We start from the raw sequence: 25423 nt of genomic DNA, 5'->3' as shown, positions 1-25423 counted from the left end.
GATTTTATTAGGAGGAATTCTCGTGCTATTTGATACGCATGTACACCTCAATGACGAGGCTTTTGATGATGATCTAGAAGAAGTAATAAAACGCGCAAAAGAAAACGATGTGACCCGTATGGCCGTTGTAGGCTTTAATAAAGAAACAATTGACCGGGCACTTAAATTAGCCGATAAATATGATTTTATCTATCTAATCGTCGGCTGGCATCCTACAGACGCTATTACCTTCACAGACGAAGATTTAGAATGGTTACGCGATTTAGCCCTAACGCACCCGAAAGTAGTTGCTTTGGGCGAAATGGGCTTGGATTATCACTGGGATACTTCACCAAAAGAAACACAATTTGAAGTTTTTAGAAAGCAAATTCGTTTAGCTAAAGAAGTGAATTTACCGATAGTGATTCATAATCGCGAAGCCACAGAAGATGTAGTTCGCATTTTGCAAGAAGAACATGCTGAAGAAGTAGGCGGAATTATGCATTGTTTTGGCGAAACAGTCGAAGTGATGGAAGCATGTTTAGCAATGAATTTTTATATTTCATTCGGTGGAACAGTCACTTTTAAAAATGCAAAATTACCAAAAATCGCAGCCCAAGCTATACCAATTGACCGTTTATTAATAGAAACTGACGCCCCATATCTCGCTCCAACCCCAAATCGTGGAAAAAGAAATGAACCAGGATACGTCAAGTTAGTTGCCGAAAAAATCGCGGAACTGAAAGAAATGAAATATAGCGAAATCGCCACGCACTCAACAGATAACGCGAACAGGCTTTTTAAAATTAAAGACTGATTGTAATATAACTGTAATATAAGGCCGAGTCTGTAACCCAATCTTAAGCTTCTAGAAGATAAAAATCACTACTTGGACAAAAACCCTTATTTCATGCCTACGACCAGAGACGTAGAAAAATGACACATTTCTGTTACATTTGACACTTTTTAAAAATTTTATATTTGAAAATGGCTTTATACCAACGTTTATGCTTTAAGTTTGCGAAGGTGTGAACAAACTATAGAAAAAATTGACAGTTCTTTAGTCCCCTGTATATAATCACTAGCGAAGTAGAAAGGGGAGAAATACATGACCATGGAAAACAGCAGTAACGTAGCCCAATCATCAAAATGGAAATTACCAATCATGATTGCAGGATTTGTTATTGTAGTAGCATTGGTTTTTTATTTCGTTTTCGAAGGAACTAAAAACGATATCACTATAGTAAACGCTGGTGAAAAAATTGAATCAAGAACACATGCTAAAACAGTTTCTGAAGCATTAGATGAAGCAGGAATTAAAGTAAGTGCACAAGATGAAATCGCGCCAGGAAAAAATGCGGAAATTAAAGACGGTATGGAAATTAAATATCTTCCAGCTCGTCAAGTTACAATAAATGATAATGGTACAAAGAAAAACGTTTGGAGCACAAAAACAAACGTAGCAGACTTGCTTAAAGACGAAAATATTACTACTCGTCCACAAGATGTTTTAAATGTTGCATTAGATACTAAATTAAAAAATGGCCTAGAGGTTAACATTAACCGTGCCATTGAACTTTCCTTACAAAACGGAACTAAAAAAGATACAGTATGGACAACTAAGAAAAAAGTTAGTGATTTACTAACAGAGAAAAACATCAAACTTGATAAAGATGACCGCGTGTCACCTGCTAAAGACAGTAACTTAAAGGAAAAAATGACCGTACAAGTTACATACGTCAATTCAAAAGCAGAAAAGAAAAATGAACAAATCAAATTTGAAACAGTTTATAAAGAAGACGATAGCCTAAATAAAGGCGTTGAAAAAGTCGTTCAAGAAGGTAAAAATGGCGAAAAAGTTGTCGAGTATAATGTAACTTTTGAAAATGACAAAGAAACAAAACGCGATGTCATTAAAGAAAACGTTACTTCTGAAAAGACAGATAAAGTAGTTGTACGTGGCACAAAAGAAAAAGCGAAAGTATCACAAATCGCAAATGCTTCATCTTCAAAAGCAACCACTTCTAACGCTTCATCAGCTCCATCAGGTGGTAAAACTTATCGTATGGAATCAACAGCATATTCAGGTGGCGGTATGACAGCTTATGGTATTAACCTAAGTGCTAACCCTGGAATGAAAGTAATCGCAGTTGATCCAAACGTTATCCCACTAGGTTCTAAAGTATGGGTTGAAGGTTACGGCGAAGCAATCGCTGGAGACACTGGCGGCGTTATCAAAGGAAATATCGTTGACGTTTATTTCCCAAATGAAAGCCAATGCTACTCATGGGGTAGAAGAATGGTTACTGTAAAAGTGTTAAACTAATTTCGTATAAAAACGAGGCTGACTCATAGGGCCTCGTTTTTTCTTTGCCCAAAATGTGGTATGATGTATTTACTTATTTTATAAAAAAGGATGTTATCAATATGAGCGGGAAGCCTGTAATACATGAGTTTATTGTTGTAGAAGGACGTGACGATACAACTGCAATCAATCGTTCAGTTATTGCAGATACTATCGAAACCAATGGCTCAGCACTTTCACAAGAAACAATTGAAAAGATTAGACACGCTCAAGAACTGCGGGGAGTCATTATTTTTACGGACCCAGATTTCCCAGGTGAAAAAATTAGAAAACAAATTGATTCTGCGGTACCAGGATGTAAACATGCATTCATTAATCGACAAGACGCTCTACCAAAAGCAGGACGTGGACTCGGCGTAGAACATGCGAGCAGCGCCCATATTAGAGAAGCTTTAGAGCACTTTCATACAAGCAGCGTACCGACTGAAAAACAATATATCTCCAAAGAAACCCTGATTCACTTAGGCCTTCTAGGTGGAACAGGAGCAAAAGAACGTAGAGAAAAACTCGGCAACATTTTAAAAATCGGCTATACGAATGGAAAACAATTGCAAACAAGGTTGGAATCATTTGCCATTAGTGAAGAACGATTAGTAGCCGCGTGCCAAACGATTATGCAGGAGGAAGAAAATGAGTAAAGATATTGCAACTCCCGGAAGAACTACGGAAATTTTAAAAAAATATGGTTTCTTATTTAAAAAAAGTCTCGGTCAAAATTTTCTCATCGATAGCAATATTTTGACACGGATTACCGATACAGCTGAAATTACGAAAGAAACGAATGTCATCGAAATCGGACCAGGAATTGGTGCGCTAACTGAGCAGTTGGCCAAAACAGCAAATGAAGTCGTTGCGTTCGAAATTGATCAACGTTTGTTACCGATTCTGGATGACACACTTAGTAACTACGATAATGTGCGCGTTGTCCATAATGATGTGCTGAAAGCCGATGTTGCTGAAGTGATCACTGAACAATTTGCGAAACCTGAACTGCCTCTTAAGATTGTGGCAAACCTGCCTTATTATGTAACTACCCCGATTATTTTGAAATTACTTCATGATAATATCCCAGCAGACTCAATGACTTTTATGTTGCAAAAAGAAGTTGCTGACCGAATTAGCGCAGTTCCAAGCACAAAGAGTTACGGTAGCTTAACCATTGCTATCCAATTTTACATGGAAGCAGAACTAGCATTTATTGTTCCAAAAACTGTCTTTATGCCGCAACCTAATGTCGATTCTGCCGTTATTCATTTAAAACGCCGTAAAGAACCATTAGCAAAAGTAAACGACGAAGAGTTTTTCTTTGAAGTAACAAGAGCATCTTTTGCTCAAAGAAGAAAAACGCTATGGAATAATTTAGCATCCAAGTTCCCGGCCTTAAAACCGCGTAAAGAAGAGTTGGTAGAAGGTTTAAATGCAATTGGTATAGACTTAATTAGACGCGGAGAAACGCTTGATATACCAGAATTCGCTAAATTAAGTAACTTTCTTGCTGATTTCCTCGCAGAAAAATAATTTTTTTCAAAAAGAGCGCTTTCTTAGTTGACAGCTAGCCCTTCCAACTGTTAAAATATTTGGTTATTGATTTCCGAGCCCATCTGTGCTATAATTGTTATTAGTGAGGTGGAAAATAAATGCCAAAAACCATTGCAAGCATTAAGACGAATTTAGATTCTAGATTAGGTAAAGCATTGACATTGAAAGCAAACGGCGGTCGTAAGAAAACGATTGAACGTTGCGGTATCCTAGCTGAAACATATCCATCCGTTTTCATTGTGGAGCTTGATCAAGATGAAAACAACTTTGAAAGAGTATCCTATAGTTATACGGATATCTTAACAGACGCAGTAGAACTTGTATTTACAGATGATAATAAAGAATTAGCTTTATAATGAAGCTGAAGTAACCGAACCGTTTAGTATGGTTCGGTTTTTGCTTTACATAGAAACCCTTTTGGACCGCTAGCTACATATTTTTTCTTTCATATGATAGAATAGAAAAAGAGATTTTGAACGCGGAGGCCAAGAAAAATGAAAATAAGCATAACAGCACCAGCTAAAATTAATCTTTCACTTGATGCGCTATACAAACGTGAAGATGGCTATCATGAAGTGGAAATGGTGATGACAACAATAGATCTTGCTGACAGATTATTCTTAGAACGCTTAGACGAGGATAAGATTGTGCTAGATGTAAAAGCGCATTTTATTCCGGAAGATCGTCGTAATTTGATTTATCAAGCGGCTCTCCTCTTAAAAAATCGTTTTAACATAAAAATGGGAGTGCGCATCACAATTGATAAGCACATTCCAGTTTCAGCGGGATTAGCTGGTGGGAGTTCGGATGCTGCTGCTGCGCTCAAAGGTTTAAATATCATTTGGGAGCTCGGTCTTTCGATAGAAGAATTAGCAGAAATAAGTTCCGAAATCGGGTCTGACATAGCTTTTTGCGTATATGGTGGAACTGCTCTTGCGACTGGACGTGGAGAAAAAATCTCTGCATTGCCTAATATGCCTGGTTGTTGGATAGTACTAGCTAAACCTAGCATTAGCGTGTCGACACCAACGATTTATAAAGAATTACAAGTAGATAATGTAGAACACCCTAACACCGAAAAAATGATTGAATCTATCAAAAATGGCGATTTAGACGGAATTTTTGCTTCAACAGGAAATGTATTAGAGTCTGTAACGCTAGAAAAAAATCCACAAGTTAAGCGAATTAAGGACCGGATGTTAGCATTTGGTGCTGAGGCGGCTCTAATGAGTGGTAGCGGCCCGACAGTGTTTGCGCTCATCAAACAGTATTCAAGAGCGAAACGTGTCTATAATGGCTTGCGTGGCTTTTGTGAGGAAGTTTATATGGTTAGACCGTGGAGTGAAAGCGAAAACGATACGATTAATTAATGGATGAGAGGGGTCAGACAAATGAAAATTATTTTTAATGCAGATGACTTTGGAATTAGCCCAGGAGCAGTTTATGGTATTTTAGAATCGTATAGACGAGGTGTTGTAAAATCAACGACACTTCTTGCTAACAGCCCAGCTTTTGATTTGGCTGTAGAAGTAGCGAAAGAAAATCCTGGACTGGATATTGGTGCTCATTTGACCCTTACATTCGGTTACCCGTTACTTCAAGGTTTAGAAACTTTAACGGATGATAACGGGCGTTTCCGCAAAAATTATACAGCGCTTGAGTCTGGTTTAGCTAACGTGGATATGGAAGAAGTGGAGCGCGAATTAACAGCGCAAATCGAGAAAATTTTGGGTGCAGGAATCACTATTTCGCACTTTGATACACATCATTCCATCGAACCGTTAATTTATCCAGTTCAGCATAAGTTGGCAGAAAAATATGGTGTAAGTATTAGACGTCATTCAGATGTTTCTGATTTTGGCGCTATTAAAACACCAGATTTATTCGATACATCTTTCTATGCAGATGGCGTATCTTTTGAAACAATTAAAAAAATAGTACAAGAGCATATCGGAACAAACGATGTCGTGGAAGTGATGACTCATCCAGCGTATATCGATGAAACGCTGCGAGAAATATCCAGTTATGTAGAGCCGCGCATCAAAGAAGTTTCCATTCTAACTTCAAGAGAATTACAAGCATATTTAGGCCAACAAGAAGTAGAAATTATTAGTTTCCGTGATTTATAAAAGCATTGGCCTGTCAAAGGATGTTTATTTGACAGGCTTTTTAATACTTTAAAAGAATAAAAGTTGTCAATTTTATAGAAAACGTTTTATAATAGAGAAAATACGGACAAAATACGTGAAATAGCTTTTTAATATACGGAATTTTATCAAAGGGAGAGAGATTATGAAGATTCGTCGCAGTGAACGATTAATTGATATGACGCAGTTTCTATTATCGCATCCGCGAAAGTTAGTGCCGCTTACGATGTTTGCTGAACGTTATGGCTCAGCTAAGTCTTCTATTAGTGAAGATTTGGTTATCATAAAGAAAACATTTGAAGATAGAGGGATTGGAACACTTGAAACTGTTCCGGGTGCTGCTGGTGGAGTGCAGTATATTTCAATAGCGGGAAATGACGATGTGCTTGATTTTGTACATACGTTGTGTAACCGAATCGCGGAACCTAACCGTCTACTTCCAGGAGGGTATTTGTACCTTTCAGACCTACTTGGGGAGCCAGTGACGCTTAAAGCAATTGGTAAAATTTTAGCTACCAAATTTAACAACCAAAAAATAGATGCAATTATGACTGTGGCAACAAAAGGGATTCCTATTGCACAAGCTGTTGCTGAGCATTTGAGTGTACCTTTCGTTATCGTGCGCCGAGATAGTAAGGTTACTGAAGGCTCTACAGTGAGCATTAACTATGTTTCAGGCTCATCTAAACGAATCGAAAAAATGGAACTATCCAAACGAAGCTTAGCAGAAGGATCTAACGTAGTAATCGTGGATGACTTTATGAAAGCTGGCGGTACGATTAATGGGATGAAGAATTTACTAGAAGAATTCAATGCGCATTTAGTTGGTATTGGCGTTCTAGTTGAATCTGAATATGCAGAGGAACGTTTAGTCGATGATTACGTTTCACTTGTCAAAATTAAAAACGTCAACATGAAAGAAAAACAAATTGAAGTAGTTGACGGAAATTACTTTAATAACTAATTGATAAACCCTAGAAGAATTTTCTAGGGTTTTTTATTTTCGTTAAGTGATACTAAAAACAAATCAGACTTGCGATGTACTTCACTCAGTTAACTTTTGTGGTAGAATGAAACCTATCATTGCTACATAAAATACAGGGCTTCTATTCATAAGAAGCAGGAGGAGAACATTCATGAAAAAATGGGTTAAATGGTTAATTGTTATCGTAATTATCGCAGTGGTTGCCGCGGGTGCGGTTTTCTTGCTGTCAAAAAATAGCGGTTCCGTAACACAAGAAAAATTAGTTACAGCCAAAGTGAAACAAGGGGATATGAAAATCAACGCTACAGGAACAGGTGCCATTTCGCCGCAAAACACACAAGTTCCAGATTATGATGAGCTTCAACTAGTAGCGCAAATGGATGAACTGGATATTCCTAACATCAAGAAAGACCAAGAAGTTAAAATCACAGTAACAGCACTTCCTGACAAAACATACACAGGAAAAGTAAAAGAAATTGCAGAACAAGGTCAAGTCCAAAATGGCGTGTCTAGCTTCTCTGTGATTATTTCTCTTGATAAAACAGACGATTTGAAGGCCGGTATGACTGCTGATGCCTCAATTTTAGTAAAAGAGAAAAAAGATGCGCTTTACGTACCGATTGAAGCTGTTCAAAAAGACAGCGATGATAAATATTATGTACTAATTCCAGAAGAACAAGAAAATGGCAAAACGAAAAAAGTGAAGAAATTTGTAGAAACTGGTCTTCACAACGAAGATAATATCGAAATCACTAACGGCGTTAAAAAAGACCAAAAAGTAATCCTTCCTACACAAGAAACTTCCACAGTTCCAGGTGCTCCTAGCTAAGTTTTTTGTATATACGTATTAGATAAATAGTATGAAGGAGGGATAAACATGCCAAAACCGCTAATTGACATGAAAAATTTAACGAAAACATATACACTAGGCGGAGAAACGTTTAAAGCATTAGACGATGTTACTTTTACCGTTGAAAAAGGTGAGTTTTTATCCATCGTTGGTCCATCTGGATCCGGTAAATCAACTTTAATGAATATGATAGGTTGTTTGGATGTTCCAGATGAAGGCAGTTATCACCTTGATAATGTAGATGTATTTAAATTAAGTGACAACAAATTATCCGAAATTAGAAATAAGAAAATCGGTTTCATTTTTCAGCAGTTTAACTTACTTCCTAAATTATCTGCTTTTGAAAATGTAGAATTACCTTTAATTTATGCTGGGCTAAGTGTTTCAGCACGCGAAAAAGCTGCAATCGAATGCTTGGAAAAAGTTGGTTTACTAGAAAAACGAAGAAATTTACCAACTCAATTATCAGGCGGGCAGCAACAACGTGTAGCTATTGCGCGCGCACTTGCCGGTAACCCACAAATCCTTTTAGCAGATGAGCCAACAGGAGCTCTTGATTCAAAAACAGGTAAAGAAGTAATGGGTATCTTACAGGAATTAAACAGAGCAGGGAACACCATCGTTATGATCACCCATGATCCAACCATCGCTTCTTACGGAACAAGAAGTATTCGTATTCAAGATGGTAAGCTATTCCACGAGGAGGCGACACAAGCATGAATGTTCTCCAAAGTATGAAAATGGCGTGGAAACAATTAAAAGCAAGTAAACTTAGATCATTTTTAACAATGTTGGGTATTATTATTGGGGTTGCCTCTGTTATTCTGTTAGTTTCACTAGGTAATGGTGTGACGAAAGAAGTAGACGACCAAATGGGCGATTTAGGCTCCAATTTAATCACAGTAGTTAATAGTTCGGTGAATCCAAATGATAAATATACTTATGATGAAGTAATGAAATATCAAAACATCGATGGCGTAAAAAGTGTATCTCCAGAGCTATCTGGTCAAGTGAATGCGACATACGATTATAAAAGTTCAAGCAATAAAGTCATTGGGACGAATGACCAGTACAAAGCGGCTCGTAGCTTAGAAATGAAGGAGGGGCGCTTCTTACTACCGATTGATACGGAATATGGCCAGAAAGTAGCTGTAATAGGCTCTACGGTAGCCAGTGATCTATTTGGTTTTGGTAATCCAATCGGTGAAACAATTAGATTGAATGGTATGCCTTACAAAGTAGTTGGCGTTCTTAAAGAAAAAGGCGCTTCTATGATGGGCTCGAGTGACGACCAAATCTTTATCCCGATTTCTTCGGCTCAACGATTACTAAAAGATACAAATGTCCGTACTATCTACGTAGAAACAAAATCTGCTGAAGATGTTGATTTTGTAGTAAATACATTAGAATCTCGCCTCGCTATTAAGTTTGGCAATGAAAAAGAACAAGAAGAAAATGCTTCTTCTGCTCAAATGGGACCATCTTATCAAGTCATTAATCAACAAGAAATTCTCAACGCGTTCAATACAATCAGCACTACATTAACTACTGCGCTTGGTGCAATTGCGGCCATTTCGCTTGTAGTAGGTGGGATTGGAATTATGAATATTATGCTTGTTTCTGTTAGTGAAAGAACGAGAGAAATAGGTATAAGAAAAGCGTTAGGAGCTAAAAAACGAGCAATTCTGCTACAATTCCTAATAGAATCTATTGTTATTAGTGTTTGCGGCGGGATTATTGGAATTCTTATCGGCGTTTCAGGCGCATTGATATTCGGCTCAGTTGCTGGCATATCGTCAGGAATAACAGCTGGAACCATTATCTTCTCGTTTGTATTCTCCTTATGCATCGGCGTAATATTTGGTATCGCCCCTGCGAATAAAGCATCTAAATTAAGACCAATCGACGCTTTAAGATCAGAGTAACGAAAAAAGAAATCCGGAATTGTGTATTTCGGATTTCTTTTTTTAACTAAAATTAGTGCTTTAAGTTGTCTTGTCATCTATATTTAATGTTTTTGTCACAATTAAGCGTTTTCAAATCGGGATTTAGTTCTTTTTTTTACTAGAAAAAAGAAAAAAGTTCTTGAATCATGCATTAGAATAGGATTTTCAGGGTATACACTATTTATTGACTTATTCAGATGAGATGAATAGAGACATCTAAAATTGTAAATATATGATCTCAGAAAAATCATAAATTCTCTGTAAATTGTATACAATTATTTTTGAGAAATCATAATTTTAACACCATTTTACTAGCGTTCTTGCCCATAAAATAGTATGATGATTACATCTTGATACTGTGCTAGCAATGGTTTCGGCGTTTTTGTTACTTTAGTGATAAAAATTGTATACAAAACAAAAACTTGAAGAAACAATCTGAAAATGTCAATGATTTTCAAAGAAAAACTATTTTTTTTGGTTTACAATTCACAAAGTTGTCAAATTTAGTTTTTTTTATTATTATGTTCATAGGGAAGAATTTTACGTTAATATTGCTTGCTTATAAAAGTGATTTTTTCTATGGGGGAATTTTTCTCGAGTGTGTACTTATGTTGCATGTGAGCATTGTTTACTAGCAGCGCAACTAGAATAAGGTGGTGAAGATAATGGAGATTACAGATGTGAGATTACGACGTGTTGAGACAGATGGGAGAATGAAAGCTATTTCTTCAATTACGATTGATGGTGAGTTTGTTATTCACGACATTCGTGTCATCGATGGCAACGAGGGTTTATTCGTAGCTATGCCTAGTAAACGTACGCCGGATGGTGAGTTTAGAGATATTGCTCATCCGATTAACTCAGGCACCCGTGCAAAAATTCAAGAAGCCGTTTTAGCTGCTTATGAAGTAGCGGACGAGCCAGCAGTAAACGAAGAAAGTTCTGCAGACGAAAGTGTTGTAGAAGAAAACTAAAAAATCCTCGGTTAGGAAGAACGTTGTTGGGAACAGCTGGGGGATACTTACCTGAGATTTTAGCTGGGATAAGCAGATTCTTTTTGAGAGAGGCAAATGGGATAAGGAGTGACTAATAATGCAAGTAACAGATGTGAGATTACGTCGTGTAGAAACTGATGGAAGAATGAGAGCGATTGCTTCAATCACTTTAGATGAGGAATTTGTAGTTCATGATATTCGCGTTATTGATGGGAATAACGGATTATTCGTAGCTATGCCAAGTAAACGTGGTGTTGACGGTGAATTCCGTGACATCGCTCACCCAATTAATTCCGATACTCGTGCAAAAATTCAAGAAGTTGTTTTAGCTGAATATGAGCGCGTTGGTGAAGAAGAAGCAACTGCGGTAACAGAAGAAGAATCTGAATCCGTTTCTGCTGAATAATTAAAAAAATTTCCAAGGGCTAGCTTAGTGCTAGCCCTTTTTGTGTAGAATAACTATGAAAAAAATCATAAATAGCCTTGGTCTTCTATTTTGGCTATGGTATAATTAAAAGCAGATTGTAAAAACAGGGAGGAGATTTTAAGTGATGTTGCAAAAACAGATGTATTCAAGCAAACATTTTTGTAGCACAAGTGTAAAATCCTCTTTTAGTAAGCAAATAAATAACCACACTGTATCTTTCGGAATTTTCAAACAAATAAAACTTTAAATTTCCTCTTTACCTAAAAAACGTAGGTAGGGGTTTTTATTTGGGCGCATTCTTGAAAAAAAGCAAATTTTACGTTATCATTCATAGTGGATGAATAGTGAATATTGGAGGTTCTATATAATGTCAAAACGATATGCTGTAGTGCTTGCTGCTGGCCAAGGCACACGGATGAAATCAAAATTATACAAAGTATTACATCCTGTTTGTGGAAAACCAATGGTCGAACATGTAGTAGACCAAATTTCGACACTTGATGTTGATAAAGTGGTTACAATTGTAGGTCATGGTGCTGAGAAAGTACAAGAGCATTTAGCGGGTAAGAGCGAATTCGTGAAACAAGATGAACAACTTGGAACGGCGCATGCAGTACTTCAAGCGAAATCAGAACTTGCAGGAAAAGATGGTGTGACGTTAGTTGTTTGTGGAGATACACCTTTAATCGAAGCTAGCACAATGGAAGCTTTATTAAAATATCACCATGAAAAAAGAGCAAAAGCAACTATTCTTACAACCGTTATTGAAGACCCTACAGGATACGGACGTATTATCCGTGATGACCTTGGTATTGTCGAAAAAATCGTTGAACATAAAGATGCGACAGAAAAAGAACAACGCATTTCAGAAATTAACACCGGCACATATTGCTTTGATAATAAAGCTCTTTTTGAAGCTTTGGAAAATGTCTCTAATGATAATGTGCAAGGCGAATATTACTTACCAGATGTTATTAAAATTTTAAAAGATGCGGACGAAGTTGTTGCAGCTTACAAAATGGAGTCCTTCGAAGAGTCACTTGGAGTAAATGATCGAATTGCTTTAGCTGAAGCTTCCAAATTAATGCAACGTCGAATCAATGAGAATCATATGCGTAATGGAGTAACACTTGTTAATCCGGAAAACACGTATATTGATATAGATGTAAAAATAGGTCAAGATACAGTTATTGAGCCAGGAGTAATGCTTCGTGGCAAGACTGTAATTGGTGATGATTGCGTGGTAACGAGCGGTTCAGAAATCGTAAGTAGTGTAATCGGTGAACGCGTGCACGTCAGAAATTCCTCGATTTTTGAAAGTAAAGTCGGTGATGACGTTCAAATCGGACCATACGCTCACTTAAGACCAGAATCTGATATTCATAATCATGTGAAAATCGGAAATTACGTCGAAACTAAAAAAGCAGTTGTCGGTGAAGGAACTAAATTACCTCATTTCATTTACATGGGAGATGCGGAAATTGGTAAAAACGTCAATGTTGGTTGCGGAAGTATTGCTGTTAATTACGATGGCAAAAATAAAGCAAAAACCATCATTGGTGATAATGTCTTTGTCGGATGTAACTCGAACTTGATTGCACCTGTCAAAGTGGGAGATCGTGCTTTCATAGCAGCGGGCTCCACAATTACAAAAGATGTTCCTGAAGATGCGTTAGGTATTGCTCGCGCGAAACAAGATAACAAACTTGGCTACGCGAAACATTTGAATCACGGTAAATAATTTCCTATTGGAAAGTTTAAAATTTTAATAAAAAATAGTGGAGGCTGATTATGTCAAACGAGTATTTTGATCCAAAGTTGAAGATTTTCTCGCTAAATTCTAATCGTGAACTAGCTGAAGAGATTGCGAAAGAAGTAGGTATTGAGTTAGGGAAATCAAGCGTTACTCATTTTAGTGATGGAGAAATCCAAATTAACATTGAAGAAAGTATCCGTGGTTGTCATGTATATGTTATTCAATCAACGAGTAATCCTGTAAACCAGAATTTAATGGAACTTTTGATCATGATTGATGCGTTGAAACGCGCTTCCGCAGCAACAATTAATATTGTTATGCCTTACTATGGTTATGCACGTCAAGACCGTAAAGCAAGAAGTCGTGAACCAATCACAGCGAAATTAGTAGCAAACTTAATCGAAACTGCTGGTGCAACTAGAATGATTACACTTGATATGCATGCACCGCAAATCCAAGGTTTCTTTGATATTCCAATTGATCACTTGAATGCAGTTCGCCTTCTAAGTGACTATTTCAGCGAACGTCATTTAGGTGATGATTTAGTTGTAGTTTCACCTGACCACGGCGGGGTTACACGCGCTCGTAAAATGGCTGACCGTTTGAAAGCGCCGATTGCTATCATTGATAAGCGTCGTCCGCGTCCAAACGTAGCTGAAGTAATGAACATCGTTGGAAATGTTGAAGGAAAAGTTTGTATTATCATTGACGACATTATCGACACAGCTGGAACAATCACGCTTGCTGCAAAAGCATTACGTGAAGCTGGCGCGACAAAAGTATACGCATGTTGTTCGCACCCGGTTCTTTCTGGCCCAGCAATGAAACGTATTGAAGATTCACCAATCGAAAAACTAGTTGTAACAAACTCCATCGCTCTTCCAGAAGAAAAATGGATCGATAAAATGGAACAACTTTCTGTAGCAGCTCTTCTTGGTGAAGCAATCGTTCGCGTTCATGAAAATGCTTCTGTAAGTTCTTTATTTGAATAAAATTTAAAACTAAAAAGGATTTTTCTGTGATTATCATAGAAAAATCCTTTTTTTAATTAAACCAATTATGAAGACAGAAAATATACTCATTATATAAAATCTCCCTTTTGAAAACGGCGAGAAAGTCCATTTTTATCATTGTTTTAGATGAAGATGTGATAACTTTAATTCGGGATAAATGGTTGCGGAAAGCAGTATCTAGAATGGTTTTGAACTTGTTTTTCGAGAAGATTCTTACAAGTTTTTCGCAAGGATTTTGGAGGATAAAGTTCACAGAATGTCTATTGTAATGGCTCTGTTTGTTAGGTACCCTTATAATAGTACAAAAGACTAATTAGGAGGAGCATCTATGAAAATGCTAAAAAAGGGAACTACAGTATTATTTGTAATGATTATGGCGGTTATGTTAGTAGCGTGTGGGGATAAGGAAGAAAGTAAGACCTTTGCGCTTTCTCAAAATGGTGTAGATTCGAAATTAACATACACTTATAAAGGGGACAAAGTTACTAAGCAAACCGCTGAAAACACAATGTTATATACTTCAATGGGCATTAAAACAAAAGAAGAAGCTGAAAAAATGCTTAAAGAAACAAGTGAGAAATTCCAAAATATTGAAGGATTGAAAGAAAGCATTGATTATAAAGATGATAAAGCTATTGAAACATTAGAAGTAGATTACACGAAAATAGCTTCTGAAGATCTTAAGAAATTACCGGGCATGGCAGCGACTGGCGATGTATCTAAAGGTATTAGTATGAAAGAATCTGAAAAAATGTTGAAATCTCAAGGCTTTAAAGAAGTCGAAAAATAAGCTAGTAGTAAAAAAGAAGTATCCGACCAGTCGGATACTTCTTTTTGCTTAATAATCTTGCGCTTCAATAACAACGGCAGTACCGGAAGCAGTAACCATTAACATGCCATTATCTGCACCGAGCACTTCATAATCAATGTCAACACCAATAACGGCATTTGCACCAATATCTTTCGCGCGTTGTTCCATTTCGCGAATTGCTTCCTCGCGAGCGTTAATAAGTTCATCTTCATAGCCTTGCGAACGGCCCCCGAAGAAATTTCTAAGTCCGGCTCCGATGTCTTTCATAAAATTAACACCAGTAATGACTTCGCCGAAAACGATTTTTTTATACTCGATAATTTGTTTGCCTTCAATATTTGGTGAGGTTGTTACAATCATGAGTTATCCCTCCAGTTTTCTTTTATCATACCTCTTAGTACTTTTTCTAGTCAAAGGATATCTGCTTAATTTGTACGATTTCGCGCTTTTTCAATATAAGAAATTGCATCTGGAACTTTACAAGCTGTTTTTCCTAGGTTTACGTGAACCTTTCCAACTGATTTTGCAGCTTCAATTGCTTTTTCATGCAAATCGTCTTTGTAAATTCCGCAAGTGATAATAAAGCCGTTCATCGAATAGCGAGTTCTGTTTGATTCGGATTGTAATGTTTCTTTCGCGCGTTGTAGTAATGCCTCTGCTTCAGGCAAGTTGTTAATATGCTCGCTATAAATCTGCCAGCCCATGGATTTAGTTAAATCATACTCGCTCTCAATCCACTTCTTTGCAAAAAGAAGTGCATCATCACGTTTGCTTACGATCGATGCTAGTCCAAAGGTGAGTTGTGACCATGTTTCGCGAAAAGCTACATTCCATTTTTCGATTTGCTCGGTAGTTACTTTGTTTGGATTGACCGCAAGTAAACCAAGATAAATTAAGTCGCTGTTATTTGATTCGATTAGCTCTACGGCCAGTTCATGGTTTTTAGTTAATTTTTCGCGGCGGATAATTTTCTTTAAGTCTCCAATTTTTAGTCCGTAAAGATCTAATGAATCCGGACAACCGTGATTACGAAAAATTTTAATCGTATTGGGGTTTTCTAAGGCTTGTAGCTCGGTGTCAAGTTGGTCAAAAGTAATCATACGCGTCACTCCTCTCGAATAAATTAAGTATAACAAAAAAGCATGCAAAATCGCATGCTTTTAGGAATTAAGAATATTAGTCGATTTGTTTCATTGCGTCGTCTAGAACTTTTTTAAGTGTGTCTGCGGAGTTTTTCATTTGTTCTTTTTCTTTATCGTTTAAGTTCATTTCAACAATGTGGCGAACTCCTTGGCGGTTAACTACTGCTGGTGCGCCGATGTAAATATCGTTCATACCATAGTGGCCATCTAAATAAACAGAAAGTGGTAAAATCGCATTTTCGTTATTTAGGATCGCTTTTGTAATACGAGCAAGAGCCGCAGCAACGCCGTAGAATGTAGCGCCTTTTTTATTGATAATTTCGTAAGCTGCATCACGAACGCTTACGAAAATAGTATCCATTGCACCTTGTTCGTCTTCGTTAATCCATTCAGTGATTGGAAGGCCACCAACTGTTGTATGGCTCCATGCTGGGAATTCTGTGTCGCCGTGTTCGCCGAGGATATAACCATGGACGTTACGAGCATCCACTTTTAAGTAATCGGCAATCGACATACGGAAACGTGCTGTATCAAGGCTTGTTCCAGAACCGATAACGCGTTCTTTTGGAAGACCTGAGAATTTCCATGTAGCGTAAGTTAAGATGTCTACTGGGTTAGAAGCGATTAAGAAGATACCGTCAAATCCGCTCGCCATAACTTCATCCACAATGCCTTTCATGATTTTGATATTGCGGTTTACTAGGTCTAAACGAGTTTCACCAGGTTTTTGTGCAGTCCCAGCAGTGACAACAACTAAGTCTGCATCATGGCAGTCGCTATAATTTGCTGAGTAGATTTTCTTCGGTGTGGAAAATGGAACGGCGTGGCTTAAATCCATCGCATCCCCGATTGTTCTGTCTTTATCTATGTCAATAATGCCGAATTCTTGTCCGATACTTAAGTTTACACAAGCAAATGCATAACTAGAACCAACTGCTCCGTCGCCAACTAAAATAATTTTTTGATGATCTTTCATTTCGAATTCCTCCTATAAAAAATCTATTTACTAGTACAGTATAACATGTATTTTTCATTTGTGAAGCATTGAACGTCCTAAATTTTAAAAAGTTGTTATAATAAATTTATGAAAACGCTATAGTACAGTTTGAAAGCGTCTGCATTAGGAGCGGTTCGCTATTTTCTGTTTACCTTTTATTGAGAATTATAAACCTTTTAAAGAGAAATAAGGCTTTTGCTTTGTTTTGCTATTTTTCTAAAGGGTAGATATAATATAGATGTACCAAAATTGAATGAGTGGAGTGATTTTTTATGGCAACAACATTAGAGGTCCAGAAAAGAGAAACAACGCAACATTCAGAAGTAACGAGATTGCGTAGTGAAGGAAAAGTGCCTGGAATTATTTATGGTTACAAATCGGAAAATGTTCCAGTTTCCGTTGATTCTTTGGAATTAATCAAAGCAGTTCGTGACAATGGTCGAAACGCCGTATTTTCAGTTACTGTAGACGGCAAGAAATTAAATGTTTTATTACATGAATATCAAGTGGATCCGTTAAAAGACGTATTAGTACACGTTGATTTACTAGCTGTTGATATGAATGAAGAAGTTGAGACTGATGTTCGCGTGGTATTAGTTGGTGATGCTCCAGGCGTTAAAGCTGGCGGTGTACTTCAACAAATTATCCATGATGTAAAAGTTTCAGCAACACCAGAAAAATTACCAGAAACAATTGAATTAGACATTTCTTCATTAGAAATCGGTGATGTTTTAACTACAAACGACCTTCCTGAAAACAAAGATTATGTCGTGCAAGCAGAGGAAGAAGAAACAGTTGTTACCGTTTCTGCTCCACGTGCTGAAGAAGAACCAACGACTACGGAAGCACCAGAACCAGAAGCTGTACATGGTAATGATGAAGAACCAGTTGAATAATTTTTTATAAATAAGGATGGAAGATTCGCATTTGTTTGCGATATCTTCCATTTTTTTTGTTATAATAGCTGTATGAAGGAGGCGGTTTCATGCTTGATAAATCAGTACCACATATTTCTGTTGCAATGGTAAATCATAGTGCTACCAAATATCCTGAGTTCAGTTTGCCAGAAGGTTATTCGTTTCGTTTTTATAGAGATGGGCTGGAGGAAGACTGGTGCAGTTTGCAACTAGAAACTGGCCAAGTTCCATCGATGGAAAGTATTCGGATGCGTTTTAATACAGAATTTGGAAATGAAAAAGAAAAATTAGCCAAGCGCTGCGTCTTTGTAGAAGCCCCAGACGGCGAAATTATCGGGACCGCAATGCTTTGGGATGGAAATACATTTGGCGAGATGGCAAGCCGCATTCATTGGGTCGCTGTACTCGACTCGCACGGCGGAAAAGGTATCGCCAAAGCCTTGTTATCTAAAATTCTCGGCTTAAACAAAAGTGATTTCGTCTATCTAACAACGCAGACAGGAAGTTACCAAGCTATTTATCTTTATCAAAAATTTGGCTTTGAAAAATTCGTGGGTGAAACTCCTGAAAATTGGAAAACAGAAAACTTTCAAGCAGAAAACGAAAAAGCTTGGCAAATAATTGAAAATAAAATTGCGGAATACAAGGCTTAGTTGGAAAACTTTCAACCAATGGAAATCCGTGTTATAATCAAAAAAACATCGAAACAAAAACCAGTTCATTCGTGAAGTGGTTTAGTTCATGTAAGGAGAAGCTTTTATGAAATTAATCGCAGGACTCGGAAATCCGGGCAAAAAATATGAACGTACCCGGCATAATGTCGGTTTTATGGTAGTAGATGAGCTGAGTTTTCGCCATCAAACCCCTTGGAAAAAATCAAAATTTAACGGTATGGTAAGTGAAATTAATGTGGGCGGCGAGAAAATGATTCTAGTTAAACCACTGACTTTCATGAACGCTTCTGGTGAGTGCATTCGTCCGCTAATGGATTACTACAATATCCAGATAGAAGACGTTCTAATTGTATATGATGACTTAGATTTACCAGTTGGGAAAATCAGATTGCGCCAAAAAGGTAGCGCAGGTGGTCATAATGGGATGAAATCAATTATTCAACACGTCAAGACGCAAGAGTTTAATCGTATCCGTGTGGGTGTCAGTCGTCCTTTAAAAGGGGAAGTCATCCATTATGTATTAGGAGATTTTCCAAAAGCGGAACAACCTGATATTATCGCAGCAATTCAAAAAAGCGCAGATGCTATTGAAGATTTTGCGCAAACACCATTTATTGAAGTAATGAATAAGTATAATTAAAAAATAGACTATCCGAGAGGCGTGGCAATGCTTTTGCCACGTATTTCGGTCTTTCTTCTAGCGTGTGATTTAATCTTGCATTGCATAGAATGAATTTTCTGACAAAAAAGGAGCTGTTTTCCCTTGAAAGGATTACAACAATTAATATATGAACAAAAAGATATTCGCGCGGTCTTAAATGCGCTTGATGAAAAAGAAAAATCACAACTTGTCACAGGGCTGACAGGCTCTTCGCGTGCACTTTTTGCGAGTGTAGTGGAAGGTGCATCTAAGCGGCCAGTTGTGTTTGTAACGCATAATTTGTACCATGCGCAAAAATTATACGATGATTTACTTTCTTTAATAGATGTTGATAGATTGTTTTTATATCCAGCAGATGAATTGATTTCTTCAGAGTTAAGTATTTCTAGTCCAGAATTGCGTGGTCAACGTGTTGAGGCGCTCGACTTCTTATTATCTGGCAAACCAGGAATTGTAATTGTTCCAGTTGCGGGACTTAGAAAAATGCTTCCACCTGTCTCGTTATGGAAACATTTTAATATATCTATCGTTGAAGGCGAAGAAATCGATCCAGATGTATTGCGCCAAAAATTAGTCACTATGGGTTACACGATGAGTGGAATGGTTAACACCCCAGGAGAATTCAGTGTCCGCGGGGGCATCATTGATATTTATCCGATTACAGAAGAATTTCCGATTAGAATAGAACTTTTCGATACCGAAGTGGATTCTCTTCGTTTCTTTGATGTGGAGACACAGCGTTCGACAACACGTGTTGAAGAATTCCGTTTGCTTCCCGCGACAGAAATCATCTTAGATCAAAGCTATTATCCTGACATTGTTACTCGTTTAGAAAAGAAAATGACGCTTACGTTAAATGAACTAAAAGAAAATGAAGATAAACAAGCACTCGTTGAAAATTTAGAAGAAGATTTAGAAATGTTGCGTTCTGGCGTAAAACCAGACATGTTCTTTAAATATATTGGTTTAGCTTATCCAGATCCAGCTTCACTTTTCGATTATTTGCCAAAAAACACTGCTATATTACTCGATGAATTTGCGCGGATTTTAGAAACCGAAGAAAGTTTGGAGCGGGAAGAAGCTGAGTGGCAGACTGAAACATTAAGTCGCATGGAAACAGTTCGCGACGTTCAAGTAAGCCATTCATTCAAAAAATTATTAGATGAAAACCATTCGCCCAAAATATACTTAACGCTTTTCCAAAAACAAATGGCAAGTATGCGCGTGTCAAAAACGACCAATATCGTTTATAAACAAATGCAGCAATTTCACGGTCAAATGAATGTTTTAAAAACAGAAATAGAAAGTTGGCACAAAAATAATTATGCCGTAGTTATCTTAGCGCCAAACTTAGAACGCGCTGAAAAAATGCAGCAAACTTTAGCTGATTACGATATGGAAAGCACGATTTTGAAAAAAGAATCGGATGTACCAAAATACGGTATGGTTCAATTTGTCATCGGAACGTTCCAAAACGGTTTTGAACTTCCGCTTGCAAAAGTAGCCATTATTAGTGAAACTGAACTTTTTAATAAAAAAATCAAAAAGGTGAAAAAACGTCAAAAACTTTCTAATGCAGAGCGAATTCAAAGTTATTCTGAATTAAAAGTTGGAGACTATGTGGTTCACGTTAATCATGGTATCGCCCGTTATGTGGGGATGGAAACACTAGATATTAACGGCGTGCACAAAGATTATTTGCTACTTGTTTACCAAGGTGAGGATAAACTTTTCATTCCAGTGGATCAACTTGATTTAGTTCAAAAATATGTTGGTGCAGAAGGGAAATCCCCAAGGTTAAACAAACTAGGTGGTGCTGAATGGAAGCGTGTGAAGAAGAAAGTACAAGCTTCTGTCCAAGATATTGCCGACGATTTAATCAAATTATATGCCGAACGAGAAGCTGAAAAAGGGTATGCTTTTAGTGCGGATGACGAAATGCAGCGCGAATTTGAGGAAGCCTTTCCGTACCAAGAAACCGACGACCAATTGCGCTCAATTTCAGAAATTAAAAAAGATATGGAACGCCCGCGCCCGATGGATCGACTTTTGGTTGGAGATGTTGGTTACGGGAAAACCGAAGTGGCTTTAAGAGCTGCTTTCAAAGCAATTATGGATGGCAAGCAAGTTGCGTTCTTAGTCCCAACGACTATTTTGGCGCAACAACATTATGAAACAATGAAAGAACGGTTCCAAGGTTTCCCAATCGAAATCGGACTTTTAAGCCGTTTCCGTACAAAAAAACAACAAACAGAAACGTTAAAAGGAATGAAAAATGGCACAGTTGATATTGTTGTCGGAACGCACCGCCTATTATCAAAAGACGTTGAGTACCAAGATTTAGGCTTGCTTGTAGTCGACGAAGAACAACGATTTGGCGTAACTCACAAAGAAAAAATCAAACAAATGCGTTCAAAAATAGACGTGCTAACTCTTACTGCAACACCAATTCCGAGAACACTTCATATGTCTATGCTCGGCGTTCGTGACTTATCTGTTATCGAAACGCCTCCAGCGAACCGTTTTCCAGTTCAAACATACGTAGCAGAGCAAAATAACGTTTTAGTTCGCGAGGCAATTGAACGTGAGTTGGCGCGGGATGGGCAAGTTTATTATCTTTACAACCGTGTTGAATCAATTACGCAAAAAGCTGATGAGATTTCTGCGATGGTTCCGGATGCGCGTGTTGCAACGGCTCATGGTCAAATGGGTGAATCGGAATTAGAATCGGTTATTTTAAGTTTCCTTGAAGGAGAATTCGATGTGCTTGTTACGACAACTATTATTGAAACCGGAGTAGATATTCCGAACGTTAATACGCTTTTCGTGCAAGATGCTGACCGTATGGGACTATCACAACTGTACCAATTGCGCGGACGGGTAGGACGCTGGAACAGAATCGCATATGCTTACTTTATGTATCAAAAAGATAAAATTTTGCGTGAGGAAGCTGAAAAACGCTTATCAGCCATTAAAGAGTTTACCGAGTTAGGCTCTGGATTTAAGATTGCAATGCGCGACTTATCCATTCGTGGGGCTGGAAATATCCTTGGAGCGCAACAACACGGCTTTATTGATTCGGTCGGCTTCGATCTATACTCGCAAATGCTAAAAGAAGCAATTGAAGCGAAAAAACCGAAAGAAGAACAAAAGCAAATCGTTCCAGTCGAAATCGACATTCAGGCAGATGCCTATATTCCAGAATATTATATTACTGACGGGCGCCAAAAAATTGAGATGTACAAACGTTTCCGAAATATTGAATCGTTACTCGACCTAGAAGACTTGCAAAGCGACATGATTGACCGTTTCGGTGAGTATCCAGAAGAAGTTGAATATTTATTTACGATGACAGAGCTCAAAGTACATGCGCTTGAAGTTGGAATTGAGTCAGTTAAACAAGAACAAAATAAAATTACGATGTTATTCTCAGAAAGCGGAACAGCTGGAATTCGCGGAGACATCGTCATGCAAATTATTGGCGAATTTGGTCGTATGGTTGGAGTCGGCATGGAAGGAACACAGCTGAAAATCACTATAAATGTCCAAAATAAACCTTTAAAAGAATGGTTATATCAAGTGAAAAGTTTAGCTGAAAAACTTCGTGGAGCTATGAAAGAACAAGTATCTACCGAAAAGTAGTACATTATTAAGACGAAAGGAGGTGGCGGGATGTCAGAACGTTCCATGAAGGGACTAATGAAAGGAGCGGCTTGGCTAACCGCTGCCTCGTTTATTTCTAAATTACTTAGTGCAGTTTACCGAGTACCTTTTCAAAATATGGTGGGGGATGTTGGATTTTATATTTTTCAACAAGTATATCCAATATATGGAATTGCGATGACACTTGCGCTTGGAGGCTTCCCAGTTGTTATTTCTAAAATGCTGGCAGAAGCAGAGGGCGATTTAAGAAGGCAGCAAATAATTATGCGCGCTGTCTCCCGGATGCTTCGAATTGTAAGCATCGTGATTTTTGCTTTCTTATTCATATTTGCAGGTTTGATTGCAATCATGATGGGCGATCCAGCCCTTTCTGAGTTGATTCGCGTTATTAGCTTTGTGTTTTTACTTATGCCACAACTCGCGTTCATGCGCGGATTTTTTCAAGGCGAGGGAGACATGATACCAACCGCAATTTCTCAAACAGTCGAACAAATAATTCGAGTAGCTATCATTTTAATTGGTGCAGGACTTGCGCTCAATTTGGGACTTAATCTATATGACGCAGGCTCGATGGCGATGAGCGGTGCATTTTTTGGCGGGGTTGCAGGAATCTTTATTTTGCGCCACTTTTATAATAAAAAAGTCGCGCTTGGAGGAGGATTACAACCTGCTGTATTTGCAAATAAGGAAGAAAAAGTAGGGATTGGCCGGGCTTTTTTACGGCAAAGTGTAGCGATCTGTGTGGTCAGTTCCATGCTGATTTTATTTCAATTAGTGGATTCTTTTCAAGTTTATCGGTTAATGAGCGATTCGGGAATTCCGGAATTTATCGCTAAATCACTCAAAGGGATATACGACCGCGGGCAGCCAATTTTGCAATTAGGACTTGTATTATCAACGGGGCTCGCTCTTGCGCTTGTTCCAATGATTACTGCGGCAAGGGTTCAAAATCAACAAAAAGAACTCAAACGATCCATTTTATTAGCAGTTAAAATTACATTGATTTTATCGGGAGCAGAAACTGTTGGCTTAATCGTTATTATGCGCCCTTTAAATCAAATGCTATTTCAAACGCCAGATGGAACCTTTGTCTTACAATTATTCATGCCCGCCGTTTTCCTAAGTTCATTAATTGTAATGCTGAGTAGTATTTTACAAGGCTTCGGAAAAATCATCGTACCCGCAGTTGGTGTTGGAATCGGTCTTATTGTAAAATGGATTACAGGCAGCTTACTAATACCACGACTTGCAACTATTGGCGCGTCAATCTCAACGTGTATTGGCCTACTGATAGTCCTAATCATCTGTTACATTTCGCTTAAACAGACCATTCGTGTACCATTTGTAGAGAAAACAATGATTTTAAGATTAGTCGCTGCGTTAGCTTTAATGGCAGTAGTTCCGTGTTTGTTCGAATGGTTCGCTCCGTTAAGTACTAGACTCGGAAGTGCATTCCAAGCTATAACAAGTGCCGCTATTGGCGGAAGCGTTTTTCTTGTTTTTGCTCTGAGGTACAAATTGCTCGGCCCGAAAGATTTCGTTTTCCTTCCGTTTGGCTCCAAATTACTCGCACTTAGTAAGTTTGTTGCACGGAAATAATAATATAAAGTAGGTGAATAAAATGGCAACAACTATGCGCTTAGATAAATATTTAAAAGTTTCAAGATTAATTAAAAGACGAACAGTAGCAAAAGAAGTAGCTGAAAAAGGACGCATCGCTGTCAATGGAGTAACAGCTAAACCAGGAACAAATGTAAAATCTGGTGACGAACTTGTGATTCGCTTTGGTCCAAAAATCGTTACAGCAAAAATTGAACGCTTAGAAGAAAATGCAAAGAAAGAACAAGCAACAGAAATGTATACAATTTTAAAAGAAGAACGCACAGATGAAAGCAGATAGAAAAATCGTTTGAAATCGCGCACGTTAGCCGATTTCAAACGATTTTTTATTGCGCATAATAAAGTACAAACAATTTTTTGCAAAAAAGTCAAGAAAAATATCATAAAAAAAGCGGATTCCAATAGACAAATGCCTGATTTATTGATATTATTTTAAGCAAGAAACGTTTTTTTCTCTACCGAATTTCACAGATAAGAGCAAATAAGAACATGGGAGGGACGATGTATGAAAAAAGCCGAATCAAAAGTAGCGAGAATAGAAAACCGCTATATTAAAGATACCGCAACAATGAAAAAAACTCGTAATCGTCGCCGCATTGCCCTGTTCCGTAGACTTGCTTTTATGGCCATTATCTTTGCAGTCGTTGGTGGACTACTAACTATTACGTATACCAAACAAGTTTTAGCCCTCAAAGACAAAAAAGAAAAACAAGTGCAAGTAGATAAGAAAATGGTTGCAATGAAGGATGAACAAGAAGCGCTAAATGACCAAATCAAAAAACTTCATGATGATGAGTACATAGCCAAATTAGCAAGAAGTGAATATTATTTATCCAAAGATGGAGAAATTATTTTTAATATTCCCGAAGAAAATTCGAAACAAAAAGAGTAAGTCAGAGCCGAGCCGTCATTCTCCATGGTAAATCAAAGGGAAAA

At 37.7% G+C, this 25423-nt stretch carries 26 protein-coding genes; 23 read left to right on the top strand and 3 right to left on the bottom strand.

What is annotated here, in order from left to right; translation table 11 throughout:
* Positions 1-22: 22 nt before the first annotated feature.
* The 16 genes from AC4PG8_RS10050 to AC4PG8_RS09975 all read left to right on the top strand — a co-directional run bounded on the left by AC4PG8_RS10050 (position 23) and on the right by AC4PG8_RS09975 (position 14792).
* A complete protein-coding gene (locus AC4PG8_RS10050) occupies positions 23-796 on the top strand; it encodes a TatD family hydrolase (RefSeq protein WP_492170313.1) in 774 nt (257 codons plus the stop codon).
* Between the two features lie 291 nt (positions 797-1087).
* Positions 1088-2305, top strand: coding sequence for a resuscitation-promoting factor (locus AC4PG8_RS10045; RefSeq protein WP_003772511.1), 1218 nt, complete (start codon positions 1088-1090; stop codon positions 2303-2305).
* Between the two features lie 101 nt (positions 2306-2406).
* The gene (gene rnmV, locus AC4PG8_RS10040) at positions 2407-2982 is read left to right on the top strand and encodes a ribonuclease M5 (RefSeq protein ID WP_010990285.1); all 576 of its coding nucleotides are present in this window, start codon (positions 2407-2409) and stop codon (positions 2980-2982) included.
* Positions 2975-3862 carry a 16S rRNA (adenine(1518)-N(6)/adenine(1519)-N(6))-dimethyltransferase RsmA gene (gene rsmA / locus AC4PG8_RS10035; RefSeq protein ID WP_003772508.1) on the top strand — a complete coding sequence of 296 codons (888 nt, stop codon included), beginning with the start codon at positions 2975-2977 and terminating at the stop codon, positions 3860-3862. The genes rnmV and rsmA overlap by 8 nt, the downstream gene beginning before the upstream one ends.
* Before the next feature lie 119 nt (positions 3863-3981).
* A complete protein-coding gene (veg, locus tag AC4PG8_RS10030) occupies positions 3982-4239 on the top strand; it encodes a biofilm formation stimulator Veg (protein ID WP_003718261.1) in 258 nt (85 codons plus the stop codon).
* 138 nt (positions 4240-4377) lie between these two features.
* On the top strand, positions 4378-5253 hold the full coding sequence (gene ispE, locus AC4PG8_RS10025) for a 4-(cytidine 5'-diphospho)-2-C-methyl-D-erythritol kinase (RefSeq protein WP_003759978.1): 876 nt from the start codon (positions 4378-4380) through the stop codon (positions 5251-5253).
* Between the two features lie 21 nt (positions 5254-5274).
* On the top strand, positions 5275-6012 hold the full coding sequence (gene chbG / locus AC4PG8_RS10020) for a chitin disaccharide deacetylase (RefSeq protein ID WP_010990287.1): 738 nt from the start codon (positions 5275-5277) through the stop codon (positions 6010-6012).
* Positions 6013-6175: 163 nt separating this feature from the next.
* The gene (gene purR, locus AC4PG8_RS10015) at positions 6176-6994 is read left to right on the top strand and encodes a pur operon repressor (protein ID WP_003759983.1); all 819 of its coding nucleotides are present in this window, start codon (positions 6176-6178) and stop codon (positions 6992-6994) included.
* A 172-nt stretch (positions 6995-7166) separates the two neighbouring features.
* A complete protein-coding gene (locus AC4PG8_RS10010; RefSeq protein WP_185482746.1) occupies positions 7167-7844 on the top strand; it encodes an efflux RND transporter periplasmic adaptor subunit in 678 nt (225 codons plus the stop codon).
* Positions 7845-7892: 48 nt separating this feature from the next.
* A complete protein-coding gene (locus AC4PG8_RS10005; RefSeq protein WP_045553650.1) occupies positions 7893-8585 on the top strand; it encodes an ABC transporter ATP-binding protein in 693 nt (230 codons plus the stop codon).
* Positions 8582-9790 (top strand): ABC transporter permease, encoded by a 1209-nt coding sequence (locus AC4PG8_RS10000; RefSeq protein ID WP_010990290.1) that lies wholly within the window; start codon positions 8582-8584, stop codon positions 9788-9790. Before AC4PG8_RS10005 ends, AC4PG8_RS10000 begins: the two co-directional genes overlap by 4 nt.
* A 686-nt stretch (positions 9791-10476) precedes the next feature.
* A complete protein-coding gene (spoVG, locus tag AC4PG8_RS09995) occupies positions 10477-10785 on the top strand; it encodes a septation regulator SpoVG (RefSeq protein ID WP_003728886.1) in 309 nt (102 codons plus the stop codon).
* 118 nt (positions 10786-10903) lie between these two features.
* Positions 10904-11212, top strand: coding sequence for a septation regulator SpoVG (gene spoVG / locus AC4PG8_RS09990; RefSeq protein ID WP_003722726.1), 309 nt, complete (start codon positions 10904-10906; stop codon positions 11210-11212).
* Between the two features lie 388 nt (positions 11213-11600).
* On the top strand, positions 11601-12974 hold the full coding sequence (gene glmU / locus AC4PG8_RS09985; RefSeq protein WP_010990291.1) for a bifunctional UDP-N-acetylglucosamine diphosphorylase/glucosamine-1-phosphate N-acetyltransferase GlmU: 1374 nt from the start codon (positions 11601-11603) through the stop codon (positions 12972-12974).
* Between the two features lie 50 nt (positions 12975-13024).
* The gene (locus AC4PG8_RS09980; protein ID WP_003764989.1) at positions 13025-13981 is read left to right on the top strand and encodes a ribose-phosphate diphosphokinase; all 957 of its coding nucleotides are present in this window, start codon (positions 13025-13027) and stop codon (positions 13979-13981) included.
* Positions 13982-14330: 349 nt separating this feature from the next.
* Positions 14331-14792 (top strand): YehR family lipoprotein, encoded by a 462-nt coding sequence (locus AC4PG8_RS09975; protein ID WP_185482744.1) that lies wholly within the window; start codon positions 14331-14333, stop codon positions 14790-14792.
* 48 nt (positions 14793-14840) lie between these two features.
* Here the strand turns inward: AC4PG8_RS09975 and AC4PG8_RS09970 are convergent, their stop codons facing one another.
* The 3 genes from AC4PG8_RS09970 to AC4PG8_RS09960 form a co-directional block, all read right to left on the bottom strand.
* On the bottom strand, positions 14841-15173 hold the full coding sequence (locus AC4PG8_RS09970; protein WP_003725735.1) for a putative heavy metal-binding protein: 333 nt from the start codon (positions 15171-15173) through the stop codon (positions 14841-14843).
* 65 nt (positions 15174-15238) lie between these two features.
* A complete protein-coding gene (locus tag AC4PG8_RS09965; protein WP_160464734.1) occupies positions 15239-15913 on the bottom strand; it encodes a DNA alkylation repair protein in 675 nt (224 codons plus the stop codon).
* A 76-nt stretch (positions 15914-15989) separates the two neighbouring features.
* Positions 15990-16931, bottom strand: a complete 942-nt coding sequence (locus AC4PG8_RS09960) for an L-lactate dehydrogenase (protein WP_003772488.1) — start codon at positions 16929-16931, stop codon at positions 15990-15992.
* Positions 16932-17224: 293 nt separating this feature from the next.
* Between AC4PG8_RS09960 and AC4PG8_RS09955 the strand changes: the two genes are divergently transcribed.
* From AC4PG8_RS09955 to AC4PG8_RS09925, 7 genes are all read left to right on the top strand, one after another.
* On the top strand, positions 17225-17848 hold the full coding sequence (locus AC4PG8_RS09955) for a 50S ribosomal protein L25/general stress protein Ctc (RefSeq protein WP_003760021.1): 624 nt from the start codon (positions 17225-17227) through the stop codon (positions 17846-17848).
* 89 nt (positions 17849-17937) lie between these two features.
* Entirely contained in the window at positions 17938-18522 is a 585-nt protein-coding gene (locus tag AC4PG8_RS09950; protein WP_492170312.1) for a GNAT family N-acetyltransferase, read from the top strand.
* 106 nt (positions 18523-18628) lie between these two features.
* Positions 18629-19183 carry an aminoacyl-tRNA hydrolase gene (gene pth / locus AC4PG8_RS09945; protein WP_003760026.1) on the top strand — a complete coding sequence of 185 codons (555 nt, stop codon included), beginning with the start codon at positions 18629-18631 and terminating at the stop codon, positions 19181-19183.
* Positions 19184-19306: 123 nt separating this feature from the next.
* The gene (gene mfd, locus AC4PG8_RS09940; RefSeq protein ID WP_160464735.1) at positions 19307-22846 is read left to right on the top strand and encodes a transcription-repair coupling factor; all 3540 of its coding nucleotides are present in this window, start codon (positions 19307-19309) and stop codon (positions 22844-22846) included.
* Positions 22847-22876: 30 nt separating this feature from the next.
* A complete protein-coding gene (locus tag AC4PG8_RS09935; protein WP_492170311.1) occupies positions 22877-24466 on the top strand; it encodes a putative polysaccharide biosynthesis protein in 1590 nt (529 codons plus the stop codon).
* 34 nt (positions 24467-24500) lie between these two features.
* Positions 24501-24767 carry an RNA-binding S4 domain-containing protein gene (locus AC4PG8_RS09930; protein WP_003760031.1) on the top strand — a complete coding sequence of 89 codons (267 nt, stop codon included), beginning with the start codon at positions 24501-24503 and terminating at the stop codon, positions 24765-24767.
* Between the two features lie 225 nt (positions 24768-24992).
* On the top strand, positions 24993-25379 hold the full coding sequence (locus AC4PG8_RS09925; RefSeq protein ID WP_003765023.1) for an FtsB family cell division protein: 387 nt from the start codon (positions 24993-24995) through the stop codon (positions 25377-25379).
* Positions 25380-25423: the final 44 nt, after the last annotated feature.

The sequence above is a fragment of the Listeria sp. MAN/IMW/UF555 genome, from assembly GCF_058684075.1.
Note: the sequence above shows the minus strand (reverse complement) of the source record. Positions and strands in the feature narration are given on the sequence as shown.